The sequence below is a fragment of the Furfurilactobacillus cerevisiae genome (genome assembly GCF_048961765.1).
GTDB classification, from domain to species: domain Bacteria; phylum Bacillota; class Bacilli; order Lactobacillales; family Lactobacillaceae; genus Furfurilactobacillus; species Furfurilactobacillus milii_A.
This window is the reverse complement of the sequence record NZ_CP185253.1, coordinates 2,725,976-2,745,346: the sequence shown is the minus strand read 5'-3', so window position 1 is coordinate 2,745,346 and position 19,371 is coordinate 2,725,976. Positions and strand designations below refer to the sequence as shown.

The 19,371-nt window shown below is 43.8% G+C and carries 16 protein-coding genes, 2 pseudogenes and 1 riboswitch; of the genes and pseudogenes, 13 read left to right on the top strand and 5 right to left on the bottom strand.

The annotated features are described in order from the left end of the window. Nucleotides 1-5 precede the first annotated feature (5 nt). The 4 genes and pseudogenes from ABUE36_RS13430 to ABUE36_RS13415 form a co-directional block, all read left to right on the top strand. A complete protein-coding gene (locus ABUE36_RS13430; protein WP_421016904.1) occupies nt 6-503 on the top strand; it encodes a GNAT family N-acetyltransferase in 498 nt (165 codons plus the stop codon). Next, entirely contained in the window at nt 504-1,484 is a 981-nt protein-coding gene (locus ABUE36_RS13425) for a DMT family transporter (RefSeq protein WP_421016903.1), read from the top strand. 77 nt (nt 1,485-1,561) lie between these two features. Next, entirely contained in the window at nt 1,562-2,149 is a 588-nt protein-coding gene (locus tag ABUE36_RS13420) for a hypothetical protein (RefSeq protein ID WP_421016902.1), read from the top strand. 227 nt (nt 2,150-2,376) lie between these two features. Beyond that, nucleotides 2,377-3,123, top strand: a pseudogene (locus ABUE36_RS13415) (IS30 family transposase); the annotation flags it as partial. A gap of 58 nt (nt 3,124-3,181) precedes the next feature. On the opposite strand, the gene istB reads toward ABUE36_RS13415, so the two are convergent. Both istB and istA read right to left on the bottom strand, forming a co-directional pair. After that, complete coding sequence (gene istB / locus ABUE36_RS13410) at nt 3,182-3,919, bottom strand: IS21-like element helper ATPase IstB (RefSeq protein WP_014386885.1); 738 nt, start codon at nt 3,917-3,919, stop codon at nt 3,182-3,184. A gap of 9 nt (nt 3,920-3,928) precedes the next feature. Continuing rightward, nucleotides 3,929-5,152 (bottom strand): IS21 family transposase, encoded by a 1,224-nt coding sequence (gene istA / locus ABUE36_RS13405; RefSeq protein ID WP_003555353.1) that lies wholly within the window; start codon nt 5,150-5,152, stop codon nt 3,929-3,931. A 95-nt stretch (nt 5,153-5,247) separates the two neighbouring features. On the opposite strand from istA, the pseudogene ABUE36_RS13400 reads away from it, so the two are divergent. Together ABUE36_RS13400 and ABUE36_RS13395 are read left to right on the top strand one after the other, a co-directional pair. Further along, a pseudogene (locus tag ABUE36_RS13400) lies at nt 5,248-5,445 on the top strand (IS30 family transposase); the annotation flags it as partial. A 107-nt stretch (nt 5,446-5,552) separates the two neighbouring features. Further along, the gene (locus ABUE36_RS13395) at nt 5,553-6,380 is read left to right on the top strand and encodes an N-acyl homoserine lactonase family protein (RefSeq protein WP_421016901.1); all 828 of its coding nucleotides are present in this window, start codon (nt 5,553-5,555) and stop codon (nt 6,378-6,380) included. Here ABUE36_RS13395 and ABUE36_RS13390 read toward each other — a convergent pair. Then, a complete protein-coding gene (locus tag ABUE36_RS13390; RefSeq protein WP_161002106.1) occupies nt 6,377-6,940 on the bottom strand; it encodes a TetR/AcrR family transcriptional regulator in 564 nt (187 codons plus the stop codon). The two genes, ABUE36_RS13395 and ABUE36_RS13390, sit on opposite strands and share 4 nt — an antisense overlap. 126 nt (nt 6,941-7,066) lie before the next feature. Then, a riboswitch (purine riboswitch) is annotated at nt 7,067-7,164 on the top strand. 68 nt (nt 7,165-7,232) lie between these two features. On the opposite strand from ABUE36_RS13390, the gene ABUE36_RS13385 reads away from it, so the two are divergent. Both ABUE36_RS13385 and ABUE36_RS13380 read left to right on the top strand, forming a co-directional pair. Then, a complete protein-coding gene (locus ABUE36_RS13385) occupies nt 7,233-7,829 on the top strand; it encodes a xanthine phosphoribosyltransferase (RefSeq protein ID WP_161002131.1) in 597 nt (198 codons plus the stop codon). Continuing rightward, a complete protein-coding gene (locus ABUE36_RS13380; RefSeq protein ID WP_161002107.1) occupies nt 7,819-9,174 on the top strand; it encodes a nucleobase:cation symporter-2 family protein in 1,356 nt (451 codons plus the stop codon). The genes ABUE36_RS13385 and ABUE36_RS13380 overlap by 11 nt, the downstream gene beginning before the upstream one ends. 144 nt (nt 9,175-9,318) lie before the next feature. Here ABUE36_RS13380 and ABUE36_RS13375 read toward each other — a convergent pair whose 3' ends face one another. After that, entirely contained in the window at nt 9,319-10,290 is a 972-nt protein-coding gene (locus ABUE36_RS13375) for a GMP reductase (protein WP_421016900.1), read from the bottom strand. A gap of 211 nt (nt 10,291-10,501) precedes the next feature. Between ABUE36_RS13375 and ABUE36_RS13370 the strand changes: the two genes are divergently transcribed. Together ABUE36_RS13370 and purB are read left to right on the top strand one after the other, a co-directional pair. Then, nucleotides 10,502-11,815: an adenylosuccinate synthase gene (locus ABUE36_RS13370; RefSeq protein WP_161002109.1), complete on the top strand. Its 1,314-nt coding sequence runs from the start codon at nt 10,502-10,504 to the stop codon at nt 11,813-11,815. Continuing rightward, nucleotides 11,812-13,107 (top strand): adenylosuccinate lyase, encoded by a 1,296-nt coding sequence (purB, locus tag ABUE36_RS13365; protein WP_421016899.1) that lies wholly within the window; start codon nt 11,812-11,814, stop codon nt 13,105-13,107. The genes ABUE36_RS13370 and purB overlap by 4 nt, the downstream gene beginning before the upstream one ends. A gap of 214 nt (nt 13,108-13,321) precedes the next feature. Here purB and ABUE36_RS13360 read toward each other — a convergent pair whose 3' ends face one another. Next, nucleotides 13,322-14,368 carry an ArgE/DapE family deacylase gene (locus ABUE36_RS13360; protein WP_421016898.1) on the bottom strand — a complete coding sequence of 349 codons (1,047 nt, stop codon included), beginning with the start codon at nt 14,366-14,368 and terminating at the stop codon, nt 13,322-13,324. A gap of 490 nt (nt 14,369-14,858) precedes the next feature. Between ABUE36_RS13360 and ABUE36_RS13355 the strand changes: the two genes are divergently transcribed. From ABUE36_RS13355 to ABUE36_RS13345, 3 genes are read left to right on the top strand one after another with little or no spacing between them, the layout of a single operon-like run. Next, nucleotides 14,859-16,592: an ABC transporter ATP-binding protein gene (locus ABUE36_RS13355; RefSeq protein WP_161002112.1), complete on the top strand. Its 1,734-nt coding sequence runs from the start codon at nt 14,859-14,861 to the stop codon at nt 16,590-16,592. Next, entirely contained in the window at nt 16,592-18,496 is a 1,905-nt protein-coding gene (locus ABUE36_RS13350; protein WP_421016897.1) for an ABC transporter ATP-binding protein, read from the top strand. Before ABUE36_RS13355 ends, ABUE36_RS13350 begins: the two co-directional genes overlap by 1 nt. After that, nucleotides 18,496-19,353: a hypothetical protein gene (locus ABUE36_RS13345; protein WP_161002114.1), complete on the top strand. Its 858-nt coding sequence runs from the start codon at nt 18,496-18,498 to the stop codon at nt 19,351-19,353. The genes ABUE36_RS13350 and ABUE36_RS13345 overlap by 1 nt, the downstream gene beginning before the upstream one ends. The last annotated feature ends 18 nt before the right edge of the window (nt 19,354-19,371 follow it).

Below are 19,371 nucleotides of genomic sequence, written 5' to 3'. Positions count from 1 at the left end.
TGAGTATGAAGATTGAACCTGCAACAGTAAATGATTTAGAACAAATTGAGGCAATTGAACAGGCTGGCTTTAACGCGGCAGAAGCTGCGACACTAGAAACATATCGCAAACGGCTGGCTGTTCTGGCTGATACCTTCTTGGTTGCCCGTGCTGACAACAGTGCTGTCCTAGGCTTTATCGTTGGGCCGGCAGTGAAGGAACGTTTTGTTGAGGACTGGATGTATGAGGAGACGCCGCAAAATTTGCTTCAAGGCGGTCATCAACTGGTTTTTACAATTGCGACAGCGCCCACTGTTCGTGGACAAGGAATCGGCAGTAAGTTACTGACGGCTTTGGCCGACATTGCGACACGGGCAGGACGGACATCCATGGCATTAACTTGCTTAAAAGACCGCATTCCGTTTTATGAGAAGAACGGTTTCACTAACGTTGGCGTGGCTGATTCAGTTCACGCTGATGAGATTTGGTACAACATGGAAAAACAACTGAAACGGAGTGTCTGAATGGAAACACAAGCAACGAATGTTGACGCAAAAGTAACGGCTAGCTCAACAGAAACAGCAGCGCCGCCACGTCCTAGAAAGGCACTGGGTATTGCCTTGGCATGTACGGCGGGAATTTGCTGGGGGATTTCAGGCGTGGCCGCCAGTGCACTATTTCATCGTAATCACGCGATTACGCCACTGTGGGTGAGCCAGGTGCGAATGACGATTGCTGGCCTGATCATGATTTTAGTTAGTCTGACACAGGGAGAATCGGTAGCCATTTGGCGTAACAAACGGGATGCACTGCAATTAGTGATGTATGGGCTTTTAGGCCTCATTCCGGTGCAATTATTTTATTTCAATGCGGTTCATGCAGGTAATCCATCAATCGCAACGATATTGCAATTTTTAGGACCATTTGTGATTGCTTTTTATTACATCCTCTTTCATCATCAACTGCCAACGCGTTCTGAAGTCATCGGGATGGTACTGGCATTTGGTGGGACATTACTGATTATTACCCACGGTCATTTCAATACATTGGCTGTGTCTGGTGCCGTTTTATTCTGGGGCGGGTTGTCGGCCATTGGCGTAGCCACCAATACTTTACTGCCACGAACGTTATTGCGTAAATACGGTTCGTTTGCCACAACTGGCTGGGGTTTACTGGTCGCCGGTTTATCGCTAAACGTGTTTGGCCCAGTCTGGTTGAATCCGGTTCATTTGGCTGCGACAGATTGGTTGCTGATGAGCGTGATTATTGTTATTGGAACCTTGCTGGCATTCATTTTGTTCGCGATTAGTTTGAAACATATTTTACCAACGACGGCGAGCTTGCTTGATGCGTTTGAGCCATTATCAGCGACCGTCTTTTCCATCATTTTTCTTGGCATTTCGCTATCAGGTATGGATATTGTCGGCGGTGTCATGATAATTCTCGCTGTAATGGCATTGGCAATGGATTTTCGGGCAATTCATTGGTTTCGCAAACGTTCGTAAGATGACCCAGCGAAAGAATTGTTTTGTGTAATAGTATGGGTGTATGATGCTGCCAAACGAAACGGGTGGCGATTTAAATGACTCAGCACTTAATTTGGCGGTTTTGGTGGCTAATTCATGTTATTAATGTGGTTATCGCTGTCGTTCTTTGGGTACGAATCAGTCGTTTGCAGATGACCTCTAGAAATGAACTTTTTGGTTTTGGCATTATTGTGGTACTTTATCTTGCTTATATGCGATTACCGTTTGTAATTGGATCGTGGTCGTTTGTTCAGTGGCCCGTTGCAATGAAACTAAAGGTAGCAATTACTAACGCCGTTGTTTTTATGGCTTATGGCATAACTGCGTGCGTTTTTCCGGATGACTTTCAGGCCAGCCATGCTTCGATTGTTGGAATTACTTCTGGATTGGCAGGAATGCTAGTAATGTATTTACCACCGGCACATCCCACATTCACAATTGGGTTTCACGTCAGACAAAGTGACTGTGCAACAAAAGGTATGTTGTTATTCATGGGTCGGGGGTTGGTTATCGCTGGTATTGTTATCATAGTGATTGGCAATGCCGTTCCCAATGTCTTGATTCCCGTCGCTGCCGGTCTAACCATGTTCGCTTTAATCGGTGGGTTTGTATATGGTCAGTGGCTGGACCGACGATCAAAATAATTTGGAAAAAATAGTGGCATTAATCCTATGCAAAGTGCATTTAGGGTTAATGCCACTATTTTAGTGTTATAGAAGTTATGATTAATAATAAAACGATAAACGACGCTTTGAAAGATATGATACACAATAGTAGATTGTAAAATTAATCCGAACGCTGTTCGGACAAAAAAGATCAGCTTCCTTTAAAATGGTGTTTACAACAAACCCATCTTTTAGGAGCTGATCTTTTGTCTAGTATAACCTATTCCGAACGAATTAAAATCGAAACCTTTTGTGAACTAGGGCTGTCCAATATCCAAATGGGCGTTCGGCTGAACCGATCACCGTCAACAATTTCTTATGAATTATCTCGATGTCAACCTTATCAGGCTGAATTAGCACAAACAGATGCCGAATACAAGCGATCACGATGTGGTCGGAAAACTAAGCTGAGCGATGAGTTAAAGCAAACAATTCTCAACCATTTACATCTAAGCTGGTCACCAGGAATGATTGCTCACGAATTTAAACTAGCGACTAAATCTATTTATAATTGGCTAAATCAGGGGAGAATTGGTTTCTCCTTGAATGATCTACCTGAACATGGCGTACGCCAACGGCGTAACGTTGACCAACGATCCAAATATAATCAATCTTTGGGGCGATCGATTGAACAGCGTCCCATGATGATTAATCAACGTAATCGCATCGGTGATTTTGAACTAGATACCGTCGTTGGCCCTCGTGGGCATAGTAAGGCAGTTTTATTAACTTTAATCGATCGCAAATCACGGTTCCTTTGGGCATATCGGTTAAAGGACCGAACGACAGCGAGTGTTAATGAAGCACTGACTAAGTTCCTAACAACTTTTAATGGACCGGTGCACAGTTTTACTGTGGACCGTGGTACTGAGTTTAGTGGGCTAGTATCATTTGAATCACAATATGGTATTAAGACCTATTACTGTCATGCTTATACGCCAGCTGAACGTGGTGTCAAGGGCAGTTTAAAAATGTAGGTTTTCGGCAGAAAGAAATGTAGGTTTTCGGCAGTTACTTGAGGCCACGTAATCGGTAAGATTTACCAGTGATCTTCACTACGTGAACATGATGAACCAAGCGATCGAGAATGGCTGCTGTCACAGTTGGGTTCTGGAAAATATCAACCCAAGCGGATAGATCACTATTGCTGGTAATGATCGTTGAATGCTTTTCATAGCGGGCATTGACTAGCTGAAATAAGAGGTTAGCTTCTTGGTGACCAATTGGCAAATACCCAATTTCATCAATAATTAATAGGTCATAGCGCGAATAGCGGCTTAGAGATCGATCAAGCAGTCCTTTTTCGTAAGCTGCTCTCAATCTAATCAACAGCTCATGACAATTAATAAAGAGAACCCGACAGCCCTGTTTACAGGCCTCAATCCCAATACTAATTGCCAAGTGGGTTTTACCGACTCCCGGATTGCCAATAAAGATTAAGTTTTCAGACTTTTCCATAAAAGCCAGATTCTGGAATTCCAGAACCTCTTGGCGATTCATACTGGGTTGAAAGCTAAAATCAAATGTATCTAGGGATTTTGTATTGGGGAACCGAGCACGGCCAATGGCCCGTGCAATCTGACCTTCGTGTCGATTCTGGAGTTCCGAATTAGTTAAATCAATTAGCGCCTCAGTTAATGACAGATTATCAGTGTGAATTTGATCAAGGTAATTCGGCAAGTATTCACGGATTTTGTTTAACCCTAAGCGCTCAAGATTATTTAAAAGAATTTGATTATTAGTGGTCATGGTAGCCTCCTATAAGTTGTCGTAATCAGTCATATGTTCACGAATGTAAGCTGAAATGTCTTCATCTGTCCGCCCTTTAAGCAAATCAGATTTGAGGATATTGAACTGATCTTGGGGGTCATAATTCAGCGAATTGGTAGTTATGGAGTGCGTACGAATTTCTTCTCCGTTATAATAAATGTGAATGCGCTGCTCATCATTGGAGATTTCAACAGCAACCGTACAACCAATGTATCGCGGATCTACTGAGTACTTACATTTGCGGAAATTGATCATGGCCTCCTTCGAAACGACACGGGTAATGTTTTCTTCGAAGTATGGTTCAAGGAGATTAACTGGAACGCGATGAAGGTACTCTTTTTCTTCGTCTAACCATTTCAGGTACGGGACTTCGTCCGTGGCCTGCGAAGTTTCATGATTTAGATCATCTCGGAGCATATGAACTAGTTCGATTAGCTCAGTTCCATCAGCAAATTCAGTATTGTATGGCCGTAAACGTTCAACCGTGCGAGCAAGGGCTTCAACTGCACCTTTAGTTTGTGGTCTGAATGGTCGACAAGCAATTGGTGTGAAACCGGCATCTTTACAGAATTCGTGGAACCGTTCGTTAAAGACAGCGTGGCCAAACTGGGATTTTGTATGATCCACAACGGTTTTCATATTATCAAACCAGATTTCCGTCGGAATACCTCCGGTATGAAGGAAAGCGTCGTGTAAGCAAGAAAAGAGGGTATCTTGGCTCCGATCAAAGGTTAGTGTCATATATTTGAGTTTTGAATAAGGCAATACATACAAGAAAATATTGAATTTAAACAGCTCACCCTCGCTGCTCACTAGGGCCATTTCTTCTTTCCAGTCAACTTGAGCAGAGAGACCAGGGGAATGTTCAATCCGAATGGTAGCTTTCTTAACTCGTTCTCGGCGGGTTTGGCGACAATAATCTTTCACGAGGGTATAGCTGCCGGTAAAGCCCTTCTTCTGGATAAATTTAAAAATTGAAGCAGCCGAACAATTTAGTTCAAGCTTTGAATCGATGGTTTGCTTGAATGGATCCAGTAAACTTGGCCGTTTCGGTCGACCACTTGGTCGGCCCTTAAGTCCAGCTTTGACTTCCTCATAGGCTTTCTTAACGGTTCGATAATCAACATTATATTGCCGGGCAATCTCGGCGAAGTTAGGCTTAATATTTTCAGTCACGTAAATCGTCACTCCTTCTCTTAAATCACGTCTCACATCAAATTCCTCCTACACTCTGATGTGATTCATGATACAAAAAATGTAGGAAAACCAACAGTTCTAACCTGCCGTTTTCCTACATTTTACGGGTGCCTTTTACACGTGGTAGTAATGAACGCTTTAATCGGAATTTACGTTATTTTTATCCTAAGGGGACTCGTTTTGAGCACATTAGTGCTCAAGATTTAACGACGACGTTACTCCAAATTAACCAGAGACCGCTTAAAATACTTGACTGGAAAACACCGTATCAGGTTATGCTGACCAATTTGTCCAAAAATTCGGATTAAATTTGCAATCTACCAATGACTATTATTGATTCTTGTTTCCCGCCAATAAAGAATTAATAATGAACTCATCAAGTCATAGCGTACAGTATTTTTCGGAGGTTGATAAAATGACTACAGACATTAAAGTTCATGTTTTGCACACAGGTTTAGTTCAAGTTGATCGAGCCTTGCCTTTTCATGACTATTATCGTAATCCCCTGGCATTTACAGGTGTATTGCGATCACATATTAATCAAATTACCTTGCCTGTTTCGAGTTATTTGATTGAGCATCCAAAAGGGTTGGTACTCATTGATACTGGTTGGAACGAATCGGTTCGTCAGAGTCAGTGGCATGAACTGGGCATGCAAGTGCAAATCAATAAAGCCTATTTACCGGCTGGGTGGTCAGTTCGTGAACAGTTAGCAACTTTAGGATATAAACCAAGTGATATTGACTATTTGGTATTAAGCCATTTGCACAGTGATCATGCCAGTGGTCTCAAACTGGTTAAAGAGGCCAAGAGAATTTTAACCAGTGATGCGGAGTGGCAAGCGGCTAATCGCGATAAATTACGGTATATCAATAAAATGTGGCGTGACGTCAACGTAGAAACATTTGCATATGAAAGCGCAAATGTGGGTCCCTTACATCAGACATTTGATCTGTTTGGTGATGGGAGTGTTCAGTTCGTTGCCACGCCTGGCCACAGTGCTGGGCTTTCAGCAACAATTGTGACAGGGAAAGATGGACGTGAGGTCGTTCTTGCCGCTGATGTAGGTTATGCACGCGAATCATGGGAAAAAATGGTTACCCCTGGTATTGTGGTAGATCGAAAAGCTGCTATTGAGTCACTGGCTTGGATTAAGCAAGAAGCGGCAAAACCAAATGTTGTTGAGGCGTTGGCAAATCATGATCCTCAGGTAATGCCTCACGTTGTTACATTGAGCTACTAATGTGAATTTTGCTGAGTGATTTGATTAGCGATATTGATAAACGTCGTGTTCATAAAGTGGGCAACATCCTCATTGAGGCCGTGTGCGAGTGACCAAGTAATGTAAGTCATTGCGTTAGCAACATACAGGTTTTGAAGGTAGGCAATCGGCAGAGTCGTGCTGAGGTGATCTCTCAAAAAGCTGGCTAAGCTGTCGTTGATTATTTTCCGAAAATTGGCATCTAAACTAAGACTACTAACATGGACGTTCAACAAGATTAATAGTGCGTCTTTGTCGGGCAAGAGATCTGATACCAAAGTGACAAGGGAAGTAGACTGTGTAACTGTTGAAATTCGTGTCACCATAATTTTTTTGAATTTGTCGGCATATTGATTGTTAAGATGTTCAAGTAATGCAAATTTGTCTACGTAGTGATGGTAAAAAGTAGATCGACCGATTTCCGCCTCCAGACAGATTTGCTGAACCGTGACTTGTTCGAACGATTCTGTTTTTAATAAGTTTAGTAATGTTTGGTCAATCAAATGGATAGTTTTGACAACGCGTAAGTCTGATTCATTCATTTTTTTATCACCTTTCGAAAACTAAATTTATTGTAGTCGATGAACCCAGATGGCGCCAAGAAATGAAAAAGTGAGTTCTGTGATTGCACGATGGTCAAACCTGTGATAATCTATGAACCACAAGTTAATTAGCATACGAACAAAGCTTATATATAACCATGATATGGATGGTTGTCTCTACCCAGAGCCCTAAACTCCGGACTATAAGCAAATTAAGTCAATGTATCCTCGGCTTCTTTTGCGATATCCGCAAGGGAAGCTTTTTTGTTCTCAGAAAATGGAGGAGAAGTTTATCAAACGTCTTGAAGAACGCATTGATGCCGAAGGTCGTGTCCTCGGTGAAGATATTTTAAAAGTTGATAGTTTCCTAAATCATCAGGTGGATCCCGAATTGATGCAGGCTATGGGCGATGAATTTGCTCACTACTTTGCCGATATGGGGATCACTAAAGTGCTAACCGTGGAATCGTCTGGGATTGCACCAGCACTGATGGCTAGTCTTTCTCTTAGTGTTCCGATGGTGTTTGCACGTAAGCACAAGAGCCTGACGCTGACAGATAATTTATACACAGCGACGGTTTACTCCTTTACTAAACAAACTGAAAATACAATTTCAATTTCAAAATCGTTTTTGTCGGCTGATGATAAGGTACTGATTATTGATGATTTTCTCGCAAACGGTCAAGCTGTTAACGGCCTGCTGGATATCTGTGAGGCTGCCGGCGCCACGGTTGGTGGTGTTGGCGTGGTGATTGAGAAACGATTCCAACGTGGTCATCAGTTCATCGTGGACCGTCACATCCCATTGCTCGCTTTGGCAAGTATCGCAAGTTTTGATAATGGTCACGTTGTTTTCAGCCATGAAAAGGAGCAAATTAATGTCCAGTAAATCCACGACAACGGCACGTGAATCCAAAGCTGCCATGCTTGGACTTCAGCATTTATTAGCAATGTACTCAGGCGCCGTATTAGTTCCATTGCTCATTGGTGGCGCCTTGCATTTTAATGCAACTCAAATGACATATTTGGTTTCAGTTGATATTTTCATGAGTGGGTTGGCAACGTTACTCCAACTTCTTACGAATCGTGTTTTCGGGATCGGCTTGCCAGTTGTTCTCGGCTGTGCCGTTCAAGCAGTAGCACCATTAATCTTGATTGGTCAGCACTTTTCGATTGGAACTATGTATGGTGCCATCATTGCGGCCGGTATCTTTGTCTTTTTAATCGCCGGTGTGTTCGCCAAGCTCCGACACCTGTTTCCACCGTTGGTCACAGGCATAGTCATCACCGTTATCGGATTAACACTAATTCCCATTGCATTTTTAAACCTTGGCGGCGGGGATGCATCGGCAAAAACCTTTGGCTCACCTTTAAACCTCGGGGTTGGTTTTCTAACCGTGGCTGTAATCATTGCTGCTAACGTTTGGGGCCGTGGATTTATTCGCCAAATTGCAGTGTTGATTGGGTTGCTAGTTGGTACACTTACAGCCGGAGCATTCGGAATGGTGTCATTAAAACCGGTTTTGCAGGCCAGTTGGTTTCACTTTCCACAACCGTTTTATTTTGGTGTTCCACACTTTGAAATCTCTTCAATCCTAACGATGATTCTGATTTCACTCGTATCAATGGTTGAATCAACCGGTGTTTTCTTCGCTCTGGGAGATATCATGAACAAACCAATTTCGGAAACGGATTTAAAGAAGGGCTACCGTGCTGAAGCCTTGGCAGTTACCCTTGGCGGTTTGTTCAACACATTCCCATACACAACGTTCTCCCAAAATGTTGGATTGGTTCAGCTATCCGGAATTAAGAGTCGCCGACCAGTGTTTTATGCAGCTGGTTTTCTGATGACACTGGGATTATTGCCAAAGATTGGCGCGTTAGCTACGATTATTCCAGCGCCAGTTATCGGTGGCGCGATGGTTGTCATGTTCGGAATGGTTGCGATGCAGGGCGTACGGATGCTTGGTCAAGTTGATTTTCACAACAATAAAAACATCTTGGTTGCGGCAGTTTCTGTTGGTTTAGGTCTGGGCGTTACCGTTCAACCGGCAATTTTCCAAGATTTACCAAAAACGGCCCAACTTATTTTGAGCAATGGTATTGTGATTGCTAGCTTCTCAGCTGTTATTCTAAACTTGCTCTTACGACCGGAGCGCGAGCAGCAACCGGAAAGGGAGAAAACAGTAGTTACTGCGGAGAACCAGACTACAGCAGCAAAGCCAGAGAAGTAAGTCTCCGTGTTAATCGTGAGTTAATTTTATTTCCAATTAGTTAGTGTTTTACAATTAACATCGAAATTAAAAAAGTTGAATTGAAAGGGCGCTACCAAATTCTGAGTTTAATCAGAATTTGGTAGCGCCCTTTTTGAGTTTTAACTAATCGCCATTTGTAATGGTATTGCGCACGATGACATAGTCAACGGTTTTGAGTGCCGTAAGATCACTACCACCTGCATATGAAATAGATGATTGAAGATCTTCTGTCATTTCAGTTAATGTATCGCTGATTTCGCCACGATAATCTACTAGGATATCTTTACCTTCAACGTTTTTATGGCCACCCTTTTGGTTTTCGGATGCTGAACCATAATATTGTTTGAAATGACGGTGATTGATCATAATGTCATGGCCTGGTGACTGACGATGACCGGCAAACAGTGAACCAATCATTACCATACTGGCACCAAAGCGAATGGATTTAGCAATATCGCCATTGTGACGGATGCCGCCATCCGCAATAATTGGTTTACGCGCAGCCTTTGCACACCAGCGAACTGCAGCCAGCTGCCAACCACCTGTACCAAAACCAGTCTTCAACTTCGTAATGCAAACTTTACCAGGGCCAACGCCAACTTTTGTTGCATCGGCGCCAGCGTCTTCAAGTTCACGGACGGCATCCGGTGTTGCCACGTTACCAGCAATCAAGAATGCTTTGGGGAGGCGTTTCTTAATATAATGGATCATTTCAATAACGCTGTTGGCATGACCGTGAGCGACATCAATGGTAATGAAGTCTGGTGTTAGCTTTTCACTGGTCAAATCATCGATAAACTGTTTTTCGTTCGGCTTTACACCGACACTGATCGAACTAATGAGATGTTTCTTAGCCATTTTCCGAACAAAAGGTAATCTTGTTTCCGGTTCGAAGCGGTGCATGATATAAAAGTAATCATGTTCTGCCATCCAGGTAGCTAACTGTTCATCGATGACAGTTGCCATGTTCGCTGGAACCACAGGAAGCTTGAAGTGATGCCCGCCAAACGTAATACTTGGATCCGCCTGAGAGCGACTCTCAATCAAACATTTATTGGGGATTAACTGAACGTCTTCATAATCAAATATTTCCATGAAGGTGAAAACCTCTTTCTGTCATTTATTGATTAAAGTTCGTCAACACGAGATACAATAATCGTTTTAAATCATGCTGTCAAATTAAAATTCACTAAAACAGGAACAATAAATTTATTAATAATTAGATTATACAGTTTTGGTTGATTATCCGAACTTTACCTGTTATAGTTCTCATTGTTGTTCGACAAACAAAATTTGAGGTGACATAATGACAGCAGTAGTGATTGTTGGGAGTCAATGGGGCGACGAAGGTAAAGGAAAGATTACCGATTTTGTCAGTCAGCAGGCTGACGTGATTTCGCGTTACCAAGGTGGCGACAATGCGGGACACACTATTACCTTTAACGGCGAAAAGTACCAGCTACAACTATTGCCTTCAGGAATTTTTGAAAGTGATAAACAATGTTTGATTGGCAACGGCGTCGTGCTGAATCCCAAAACATTGTTAGCTGAAATTGATTACTTACATGAACGCGGCATTAGTACCGATAACTTAAGAATTTCTGATCGTGCTCACGTGATTTTTCCATATCATATCTTGCAAGATCAATTAGAAGAAGCCAGTAAAAAAGGCAGTAAGATTGGCACGACAAATAAGGGTATTGGCCCCGCATATATGGACAAAGCTTCCCGAATTGGCATTCGAGTGGCCGATTTATTGGAACCAGAAACTTTTAAAACATTGCTCGCTCGCAATGTCATAGCTAAAAATGAGTTGTTGGCCAAATTGTATGGTGCGGAACCAATTGCGTTTGAACCATTACTAAAGGCTTATCAGGGTTATGCCGAAAGGCTCGCCAAATATGTAACTGATACTTCAAAAGTGCTTGATGATGCGCTGTCCAATGGACAACGTTTGCTATTTGAAGGCGCTCAAGGGGTAATGCTAGATATTGATCACGGAACTTATCCCTATGTAACTTCATCTAATCCAGTTGCGGGCGGTGTCACTATTGGTGGTGGCATCGGACCGACTAGAATTTCAGCCGTTATTGGTGCGGCAAAGGCCTATACGTCTCGAGTTGGCGATGGTCCGTTTCCGACAGAACTGCATGATGAGAAAGGTGATCACATCCGTGAAGTGGGACACGAATATGGGACCGTCACGAAACGGCCTCGCCGAATTGGTTGGCTGGATACGGTCGTTTTGCGACATGCCAAACGTGTATCCGGTTTAAACTACTTGGCGTTAAATTGTTTAGATGTTCTGACCGGTTTGCCAGAGTTAAAAATTTGTACAGCTTATGAACTGGATGGTGAAACAATTGATCGTTATCCTGCTGGACGGGAAGCTTTGTTGCGTTGCAAACCAGTGTACGAAACCTTGCCTGGCTGGACGGAAGATATCACAAATTGTAAAACAGTGGATGACTTACCAAAGAATGCACGTCAGTATGTGGAACGCGTCATGTCATTAACTGGTTTACCATTAGCGACTTTATCTGTTGGACCAGATCGTAAACAGACAATGGTTTTGAAGGATGTTTGGCAAGCTGACATGAAAGTTGAGGAAATGGCATGATTGATCGCTACGTGCGACCGGAAATGGGCCAAATTTGGTCACAAAAAAATAAGTTACAACAATGGCTAAAGGTCGAGGTGGCTGCGTGTCAGGCGTGGGCAAACTTAGGTAAGATTCCACAGGCGGATGTTGATGCCTTGCGCGAGCATGCCGTCATAAATGTTGATCGAATGCGTGAAATTGAAGCAGAAACCCATCATGATGTGGTGGCATTCACACGCATGTTATCCGAGTCGCTGGGCGATGAACGAAAGTGGGTTCATTATGGCCTGACGAGCACGGATGTTGTGGATACGGCCCAGGCATTGCAATTAAAAGCCGCTAATGTCCTATTGATGACAGATCTGCAAACGTTAAGAGACACATTGATCAAACAGGCAAAACGGTATCGCCACACGGCAATGATGGGACGCACACACGGCATTCAGGCAGAACCAATGTCGTTTGGCGTTAAATTGGCACGGTGGGTAGATGAAATTAATCGTGACATCACGCGTTTACAAGCAGTGACTGATGAAATGGCTGTGGGTGAGTTAAGTGGTGCAGTGGGCACTTTTGCAAATATCCCCCCACAAGTGGAACAGGATGTTTGTGATCAACTTGGATTACGCCCGCAACCAGTGACCAGTCAGGTGTTGCCACGGGATCTTCACGCACACTATTTGAGCGTGTTAGCACTCATTGCGACTAGCTTAGAAAACTTTGCAACGGAAATTCGCGGTTTACAGCGAACGGAAATTGGTGAGGTGGCTGAGCCGTTTTCCGTTGGGCAAAAAGGTTCTTCAGCGATGCCTCATAAACACAATCCAATTGGCTCAGAAAACATTACGGGTTTGGCTCGGGTAATTCGTGGGCATATGATTACGGCTTTTGAAGATGTATCTTTATGGCATGAACGCGATATTTCGCACTCTTCAGCCGAACGAATCATCTTACCGGACACGACTGAGCTGTTAGATTACATGCTGCATCGTTTTAATCGCATCATGACAAATTTGGTCGTCAATGAGGACCGGATGATTCACAACATTGAATCCAGTGGTGGCCTGGTGTTCAGTCAACAATTGCTACTAGCCTTAATTGACAAGGACATCAGTCGTGAAACAGCTTACGATCATGTGCAACAGTTGGCGCAACAGGCAATGACCACCGATAAAACATTTCAACAACTGGCGATGGCCAGTACTTTTGTCAACCAATATTTGACGCCAGCCGAAGTGACTGCCGTGTTTGATGTGCAACGTCACTTGCGGTATGTTGATGAGATTTTCAAACGTGTCGGCATCGAGTAAGTGATGCGTTCTGGTGTGTTTGGGGACATCCTGAAATTAATAAAAACAGTCCGATTACGAGCCAGCTCACTATTGAGTTGGTCCATAATCGGACTTTTTTTTATAAGCACTAGTCATCCGCTTTATTTAAAAAGCGCTTCGCTAATTCACGATACACATCGATACTTTGAAAATAGGCACGTTTGGAGACATATTCGTTTGGCTGGTGGGCCTGCTATGTAATTCCTGGTCCATAAACAATGATGGGGAAATGTGTCTTGGCCTTGACGAACTCTGAGGAGTCCGTTGTGCCAACCATGCCGATTACTTGCGGTGTTTTTCCAGTAATTTCTTGAGCAATATCAACGGTTTGATGGACTAAAGGCGAGTCTTTATCACTTACAACTGGTATCTTGTTGAAGTTAATGGTGAGGGCAAGATTCATTGATGACGATTCATTTAACCGGTTAACAACACTAGTTAAGAGATCAATAAACGCGGCGTTATCGAACTCTGGGATAGTCCGGGCGTTACCTTGTAATTCGGCGTGGTTGGGGATGGTGTTAACTTGATCGCCGGCGTGGAAAGTGGTCACACTATTGTGAAATTTACCTAAAGTGGGACTTTCTTCTTGGTGCGATTGCAAGACCTGCTGTAACGCATTGTAAAAGATAATCAAGTTATCTAGTGCATTAACGCCTAAATCAGGCATCGAACTATGTGCGGTCTTCCCGGTAGATACGACTGTGTAGTCAATTGACCCCTGATTAGCGTACCAAACGTCTTGAGAAGAAGGTTCACTAATTACTAATCCGGACAGATCATCTGCGTAGCCTAGTTCGGTCAGTTGTTGAGCGCCGTATTCACCAACTTCCTCGCCAACCGTAAATAGCAGTCGCACTTGCCCGTTTAGTTTGGTGTGTGCATCGGCTAATTCGGCTAGCGCAATCGCTTGTGCTGCAACGCCCGCTTTCTGGTCAGCTGTGCCGCGGCCAATGAGATGATCACCCTCAACGGTTAGTGCAAACGGTGGCGATTGCCATTCCTTTTCATTAGCAGTTACGACGTCCATGTGGCCCGAAAAACCGAGTACTGGTGTATTTTTATCGCCGTAACTTGCAATCAAATTTGAACGGTCGGTACCATAATCGATTAAGTGCGCAGTAATGCCGTGACCCTCTAGAAAAGATTGTAGGATAAGCGCTACTGCGCGTTCGCGACCATTGACTGATGGTACGCCAATAAGGTCGGACAGTAGCTTCAATTGTTCGTCTTGATTCATGTTGCTTCCTCCTTACACTCAGTCAGGGCGGTGGTTGAATCTGTTTGGTAACAGCGTAAGTTGTGAAGGCAAAACGGTCAATTCTTTGATACCGAATGGCAACAATTTTTGTAATTGGCGGGATTGAATAAGCATGGTTTAACAAACAAAAGCTTGCAATTACTATTTCAAGCACTATAATAAAATAGTAAATTACTTAATCACGAACAGTAATTTATTGTTTTACTAAACTTGGAAATTATTAAAAAGCCAGTTTAAAATAGTTTCCATAAGAAACAGTAAGTGATATACTCACTCTGCTTCGTGCGAAAAATTGATTGTTACGGACGAAATAGCAGATATAACGTCAATTGATAAAAATGAATTAATTTACAATTATTTTGAGTAAATTAAGTTAGAGAATACGCCTTTCTTTGGCGTATAATAGCTAGGTTTATTTTGTGTCAATCATCGTCACATCTTTGCTTACGAACGAGGAGGAACGTGCCAAATGCTAAAAATAGCTAGGGGCCGAATTTCATTATGGGCGGTACTCGGTGCCGTATTTTTTATGATTATTCAGGTCATAGCCAACCTAAACTTGCCCAGTTTAACATCAGACATTGTGAATAACGGGGTGGCAAAGGGTGACATTAGTTACATATGGAAAATCGGTTTTGAAATGATCGGTTTTTCGTTACTGTCAGTGGCGGCCGCAGTGTTGAACGTGTTGTTAGCAGCGCGTTCTTCACAAAAGTTAGGTCAAAACTTGCGGAGTGACATCTATAGCAAAGTAATGAACTTTGCCAATGATGAGTTTAATAAGGTAGAAACTTCATCATTGATCACACGAACAACCAACGATGTGGTCCAGATTCAAAACGTTGCCATGATTGCTTTACGAATGATGATTATGGCACCGATTATGCTGATTGGTGCCAGTTTCTTGGCCTATAACAAGAGTCACCAATTGTCATGGATTTTCGTGGTGTCGATTCCTGTCTTACTGATTTGTATTGGTTTGATTATGGGCTTGGCGATTCCGCGGTTCCGTGCCATGCAAACGAAAACGGACCGTTTGAACTTGGTCTTTCGTGAAGGTCTTACTGGTGTTCGTGTTATTCGGGCTTTCCGTCAGGATCAGTTTGAACAGGATCGCTTTGAAGCAGCCAACCAGGATTACACGGACAATTCGATTAAGGTTAACACGATCGTGGCGTTTGCCTATCCTGTGATGACGCTGATTATGAGCGCGACAAACGTTGCCATTGTTTGGTTCGGTGGCAAGCTGATCAGTTCGCAGGCGATGCAAGTCGGGAACATGATTGCCTTCATGACATATGCGATGCAAGTCTTGATGAGCTTCATGATGCTCGCAATGGTCATGGCCTTTCTGCCTCGTGCGGCCGCTTCGGCAACGCGGATTCAGGAAGTCCTATCCCTAGATTCCAGCATTAAGGATCCAGAACACCCCACTACGCCAGCAACTGGTGAAGCCAAACAACTGGCATTTGATAACGTTGAATTCCGTTACCGTCACGCAGAACAGCCTGCTTTAAGCGGCATTGATTTTAGTGCCAAGGCTGGTCAAACGGTGGCCATCATCGGTGGTACCGGTTCTGGTAAAACAACGCTGGTCAATCTAATTCCTCGTTTCTTTGATGTTGAAAAAGGAAGCGTCAATGTGAATGGCGTTGATGTGCGGCAGCAAGACATTAAGACACTACATGGTGAAGTCGCGATGGTGCCACAAAAGGCAACGTTGTTTACTGGTACTATTCGCGACAACATGAAGTTTGGTAAAGAGGACGCGACAGATGACGAAATCTGGCAAGCGTTAGATATCGCCCAATCAACCGACTTTGTTAAAGAAGAGGGTGGCTTGAACGCCCACGTTGAACAGGGCGGTGCAAACTTCTCTGGTGGTCAACGTCAACGGTTAGCCATTGCCCGTGCATTGGTGAAGGACGCCAGCACCTATGTGTTTGATGATTCCTTTTCCGCTTTGGACTTTAAGACTGATGCTAAATTGCGTGGTCAACTGCGTCAGGACAAACGGATTCAACAGAGTATTGTTGTGATTGTTGCGCAACGAATTGCTACAGTTGCTGATGCGGATCTGATTCTAGTGCTTGATAACGGGAAGCTAGTCGGCAAGGGCACACACGAAGAATTGCGACAGTCCAACAAAGTTTATCAAGAAATTATGCGGTCTCAGTTACGCGAAGGGGAGGCGGGTCTGTAATGAGTGATAATGCAAAGAAAACACAGACACCACGACCAACTGGCGGTCACGGACACGGTCCGGGATCAGGCCCTGGTTTAGTTGAAAAGCCTAACAACTTCTTCGGCACGTTTATTCGATTAATGAAATACATGTCAGATCGTTGGTTTGGCATGATTATGGTGCTCGTTTTCGCCATCACGGCGGTTGTGTTCCAAATTCGGACACCAAAGATTTTGGGTCAAGCAACAACCGAAATCTACAAAGGAATTATGACGGGTGTCGCGCATCAAAAGGCCGGCATCGCCATGAGTCACTACCCAATCAACTTCGAAAAAGTCCTCAATATTATCGTTGTTGTTTTGATTATGTATTTGGCTTCGGCCTTGTTTAACTTCCTACAACAGTACATTATGACGCGGATCTCTCAGCGGACTGTGTACAAGTTACGGCGTGAGTTTAAAGGCAAGATGCGTTTAGTTCCGATCAAGTATTACGACACGCATAACAACGGGGACATTATGAGTCGTGCGGTCAACGATATGGATAATACCGCCAGCACGCTGCAACAGAGTCTGACGCAAGCGATTACCAGTTTGGTAACATTTGTCGGCACTTTATGGATGATGTTAACGATTAGCTGGCAACTAACGCTGATCGCATTGGTAACTATTCCGCTCAGTTTGGTCGTTGTTGGGGTTGTGGCACCGAAGTCACAACGTTACTTTGGTCAACAGCAAAAGAGCCTTGGGTTGATCAATAACCAAGTTGAAGAAAACTACTCAGGTCATGAGGTGGTCAAGAGCTTCAATAAGGAAGACGATGCTATCAAGGACTTCGAAACACAGAACGAAACGTATTACAAAGCGGCTTGGAAGGCACAGTTTATTTCCGGAATTATCATGCCGCTGATGATGTTCTTGAACAACATTGGTTACGTGTTTGTGGCGATTGTTGGTGGGATCCAAGTTGCTAACGGGAATGTCACCCTTGGTAACGTACAGGCTTTCCTTCAATACACGCAGCAATTCTCACAACCAATTTCGCAGTTGGCAAACTTACTGAACACGATTCAGTCAACGATTGCGTCAGCTGAACGGGTCTTCGATGTGCTTGATGAAGAAGAAATGAAGCAAACACAGTCAAACTTACCAGCACAGCCTGATGATCCAAACTTGCTGACCCTTGACCACGTGCAGTTTGGTTACGATGACGAACTGTTGATGACTGATTACAACTTAGCTGTTAAGAAGGGTCAACAGGTCGCCATTGTTGGGCCAACCGGTGCCGGGAAGACGACTATTATCAACCTATTGGAACGTTTTTATGACGTTAAGGGTGGTTCAATTCGTTTGAACGGTACGGATACCCGTGACCTTCAGCGTGAGGACTTACGCTCACACTTCGCGATGGTGCTTCAAGACACTTGGTTGTTTACCGGCACAATCTGGGATAACTTGAAATACGGGTGTGAAAACGCCACGGACGACGAGATTATGGCCGCCTCTAAGGCCGCTCACGTCGATGAATTTGTCCGTAAGTTACCAGAAGGGTACAAAACGGTATTGAATGAGGAAGCGTCGAACATTTCTCAGGGACAACGTCAGTTATTAACGATTGCCCGGGCATTTGTGGCGGATCCCGAAATTCTGATTCTTGATGAAGCGACGAGTTCTGTTGATACGCGGACTGAAGTTCAAATTCAGCACGCCATGGAACAGTTGCTTCAAAATCGAACGAGTTTCGTTGTTGCGCACCGGTTATCTACAATCAGAAACGCCGATAACATCATTGTTATGAATCATGGTTCTGTTGTTGAAACAGGTAACCACGATGCGTTGATGGCAGCTAACGGATTTTACGCTGATCTTTACAATAGTCAGTTTGCCGGCAACATCAGCATGAATGAAGGGGAGGAATCGTAATGCAACGAAAGACAATATTAGGTGTTGTTGCTGCGGCTTCCGTCCTCGCCTTGGCTGGTTGTGGGCGCGCGTCACTGACAACCACGCATGAAACGTATCATCAAGATGGCATGGTTGCCGCGGTGAAAGGACACACCAACGCTAATAAGGTGACCTATCAAGTCGATGACCACACAAAAGAATCATTAACTGTGCATAATGGGACGTTTGTCATTCAGGTACCCACAACGACCAAACGTCAGTCCGTTAAGTTGACCGCTAATGGTTCGCGTAAAACAATCCACGTTTCAGCGGCTAAGGCATTGACTGATTATCAAACCTTGCAAAAGTCGTTCAATCAGGCGCTAACGGGTTCTAAGTTAAGCAAAGCTGATCAGGGCAAGGCAATGGCACTGCAAAAGGCTGCCGCAAGCTTGAAGAAACAGCCAACGCCAGAGGCTGCTGCTCAAGTTGGCGCTTTGCAAAAGGATGTTCAGGCAGCAATGGCCACGGCCAAACAACAGGCCAAAGGTCAATTGCTACCTGTTAAAACACCCGCTAATGGTGTTAGTGACGTTGTTTCGACCAAAGACTACCGCATTCGAATGAACGTTCAGAATGGTCAAGTTCTCGGTGCGACGATGATCGTACCGACCAAGGCATTTAAGCAAAAGGCTACCCAAAAGCAGTTTGGCACGAGCTTCGCGCTTTTAACAAACGGTGTCGGTGCGGACTCTAAGAGTGTGATGAAGCAATTTGGTAAAGAAACAAAGAGCGTTAAGAGCGGTTCCAGTTCCATTGATCCAATCTATTCTAAGGGTGTTAAGTTCACGATTGGGCTATCACCTGCTAATATTTATATCTTTGTCGTAAAGTAATGATATTACGGTTTCAAA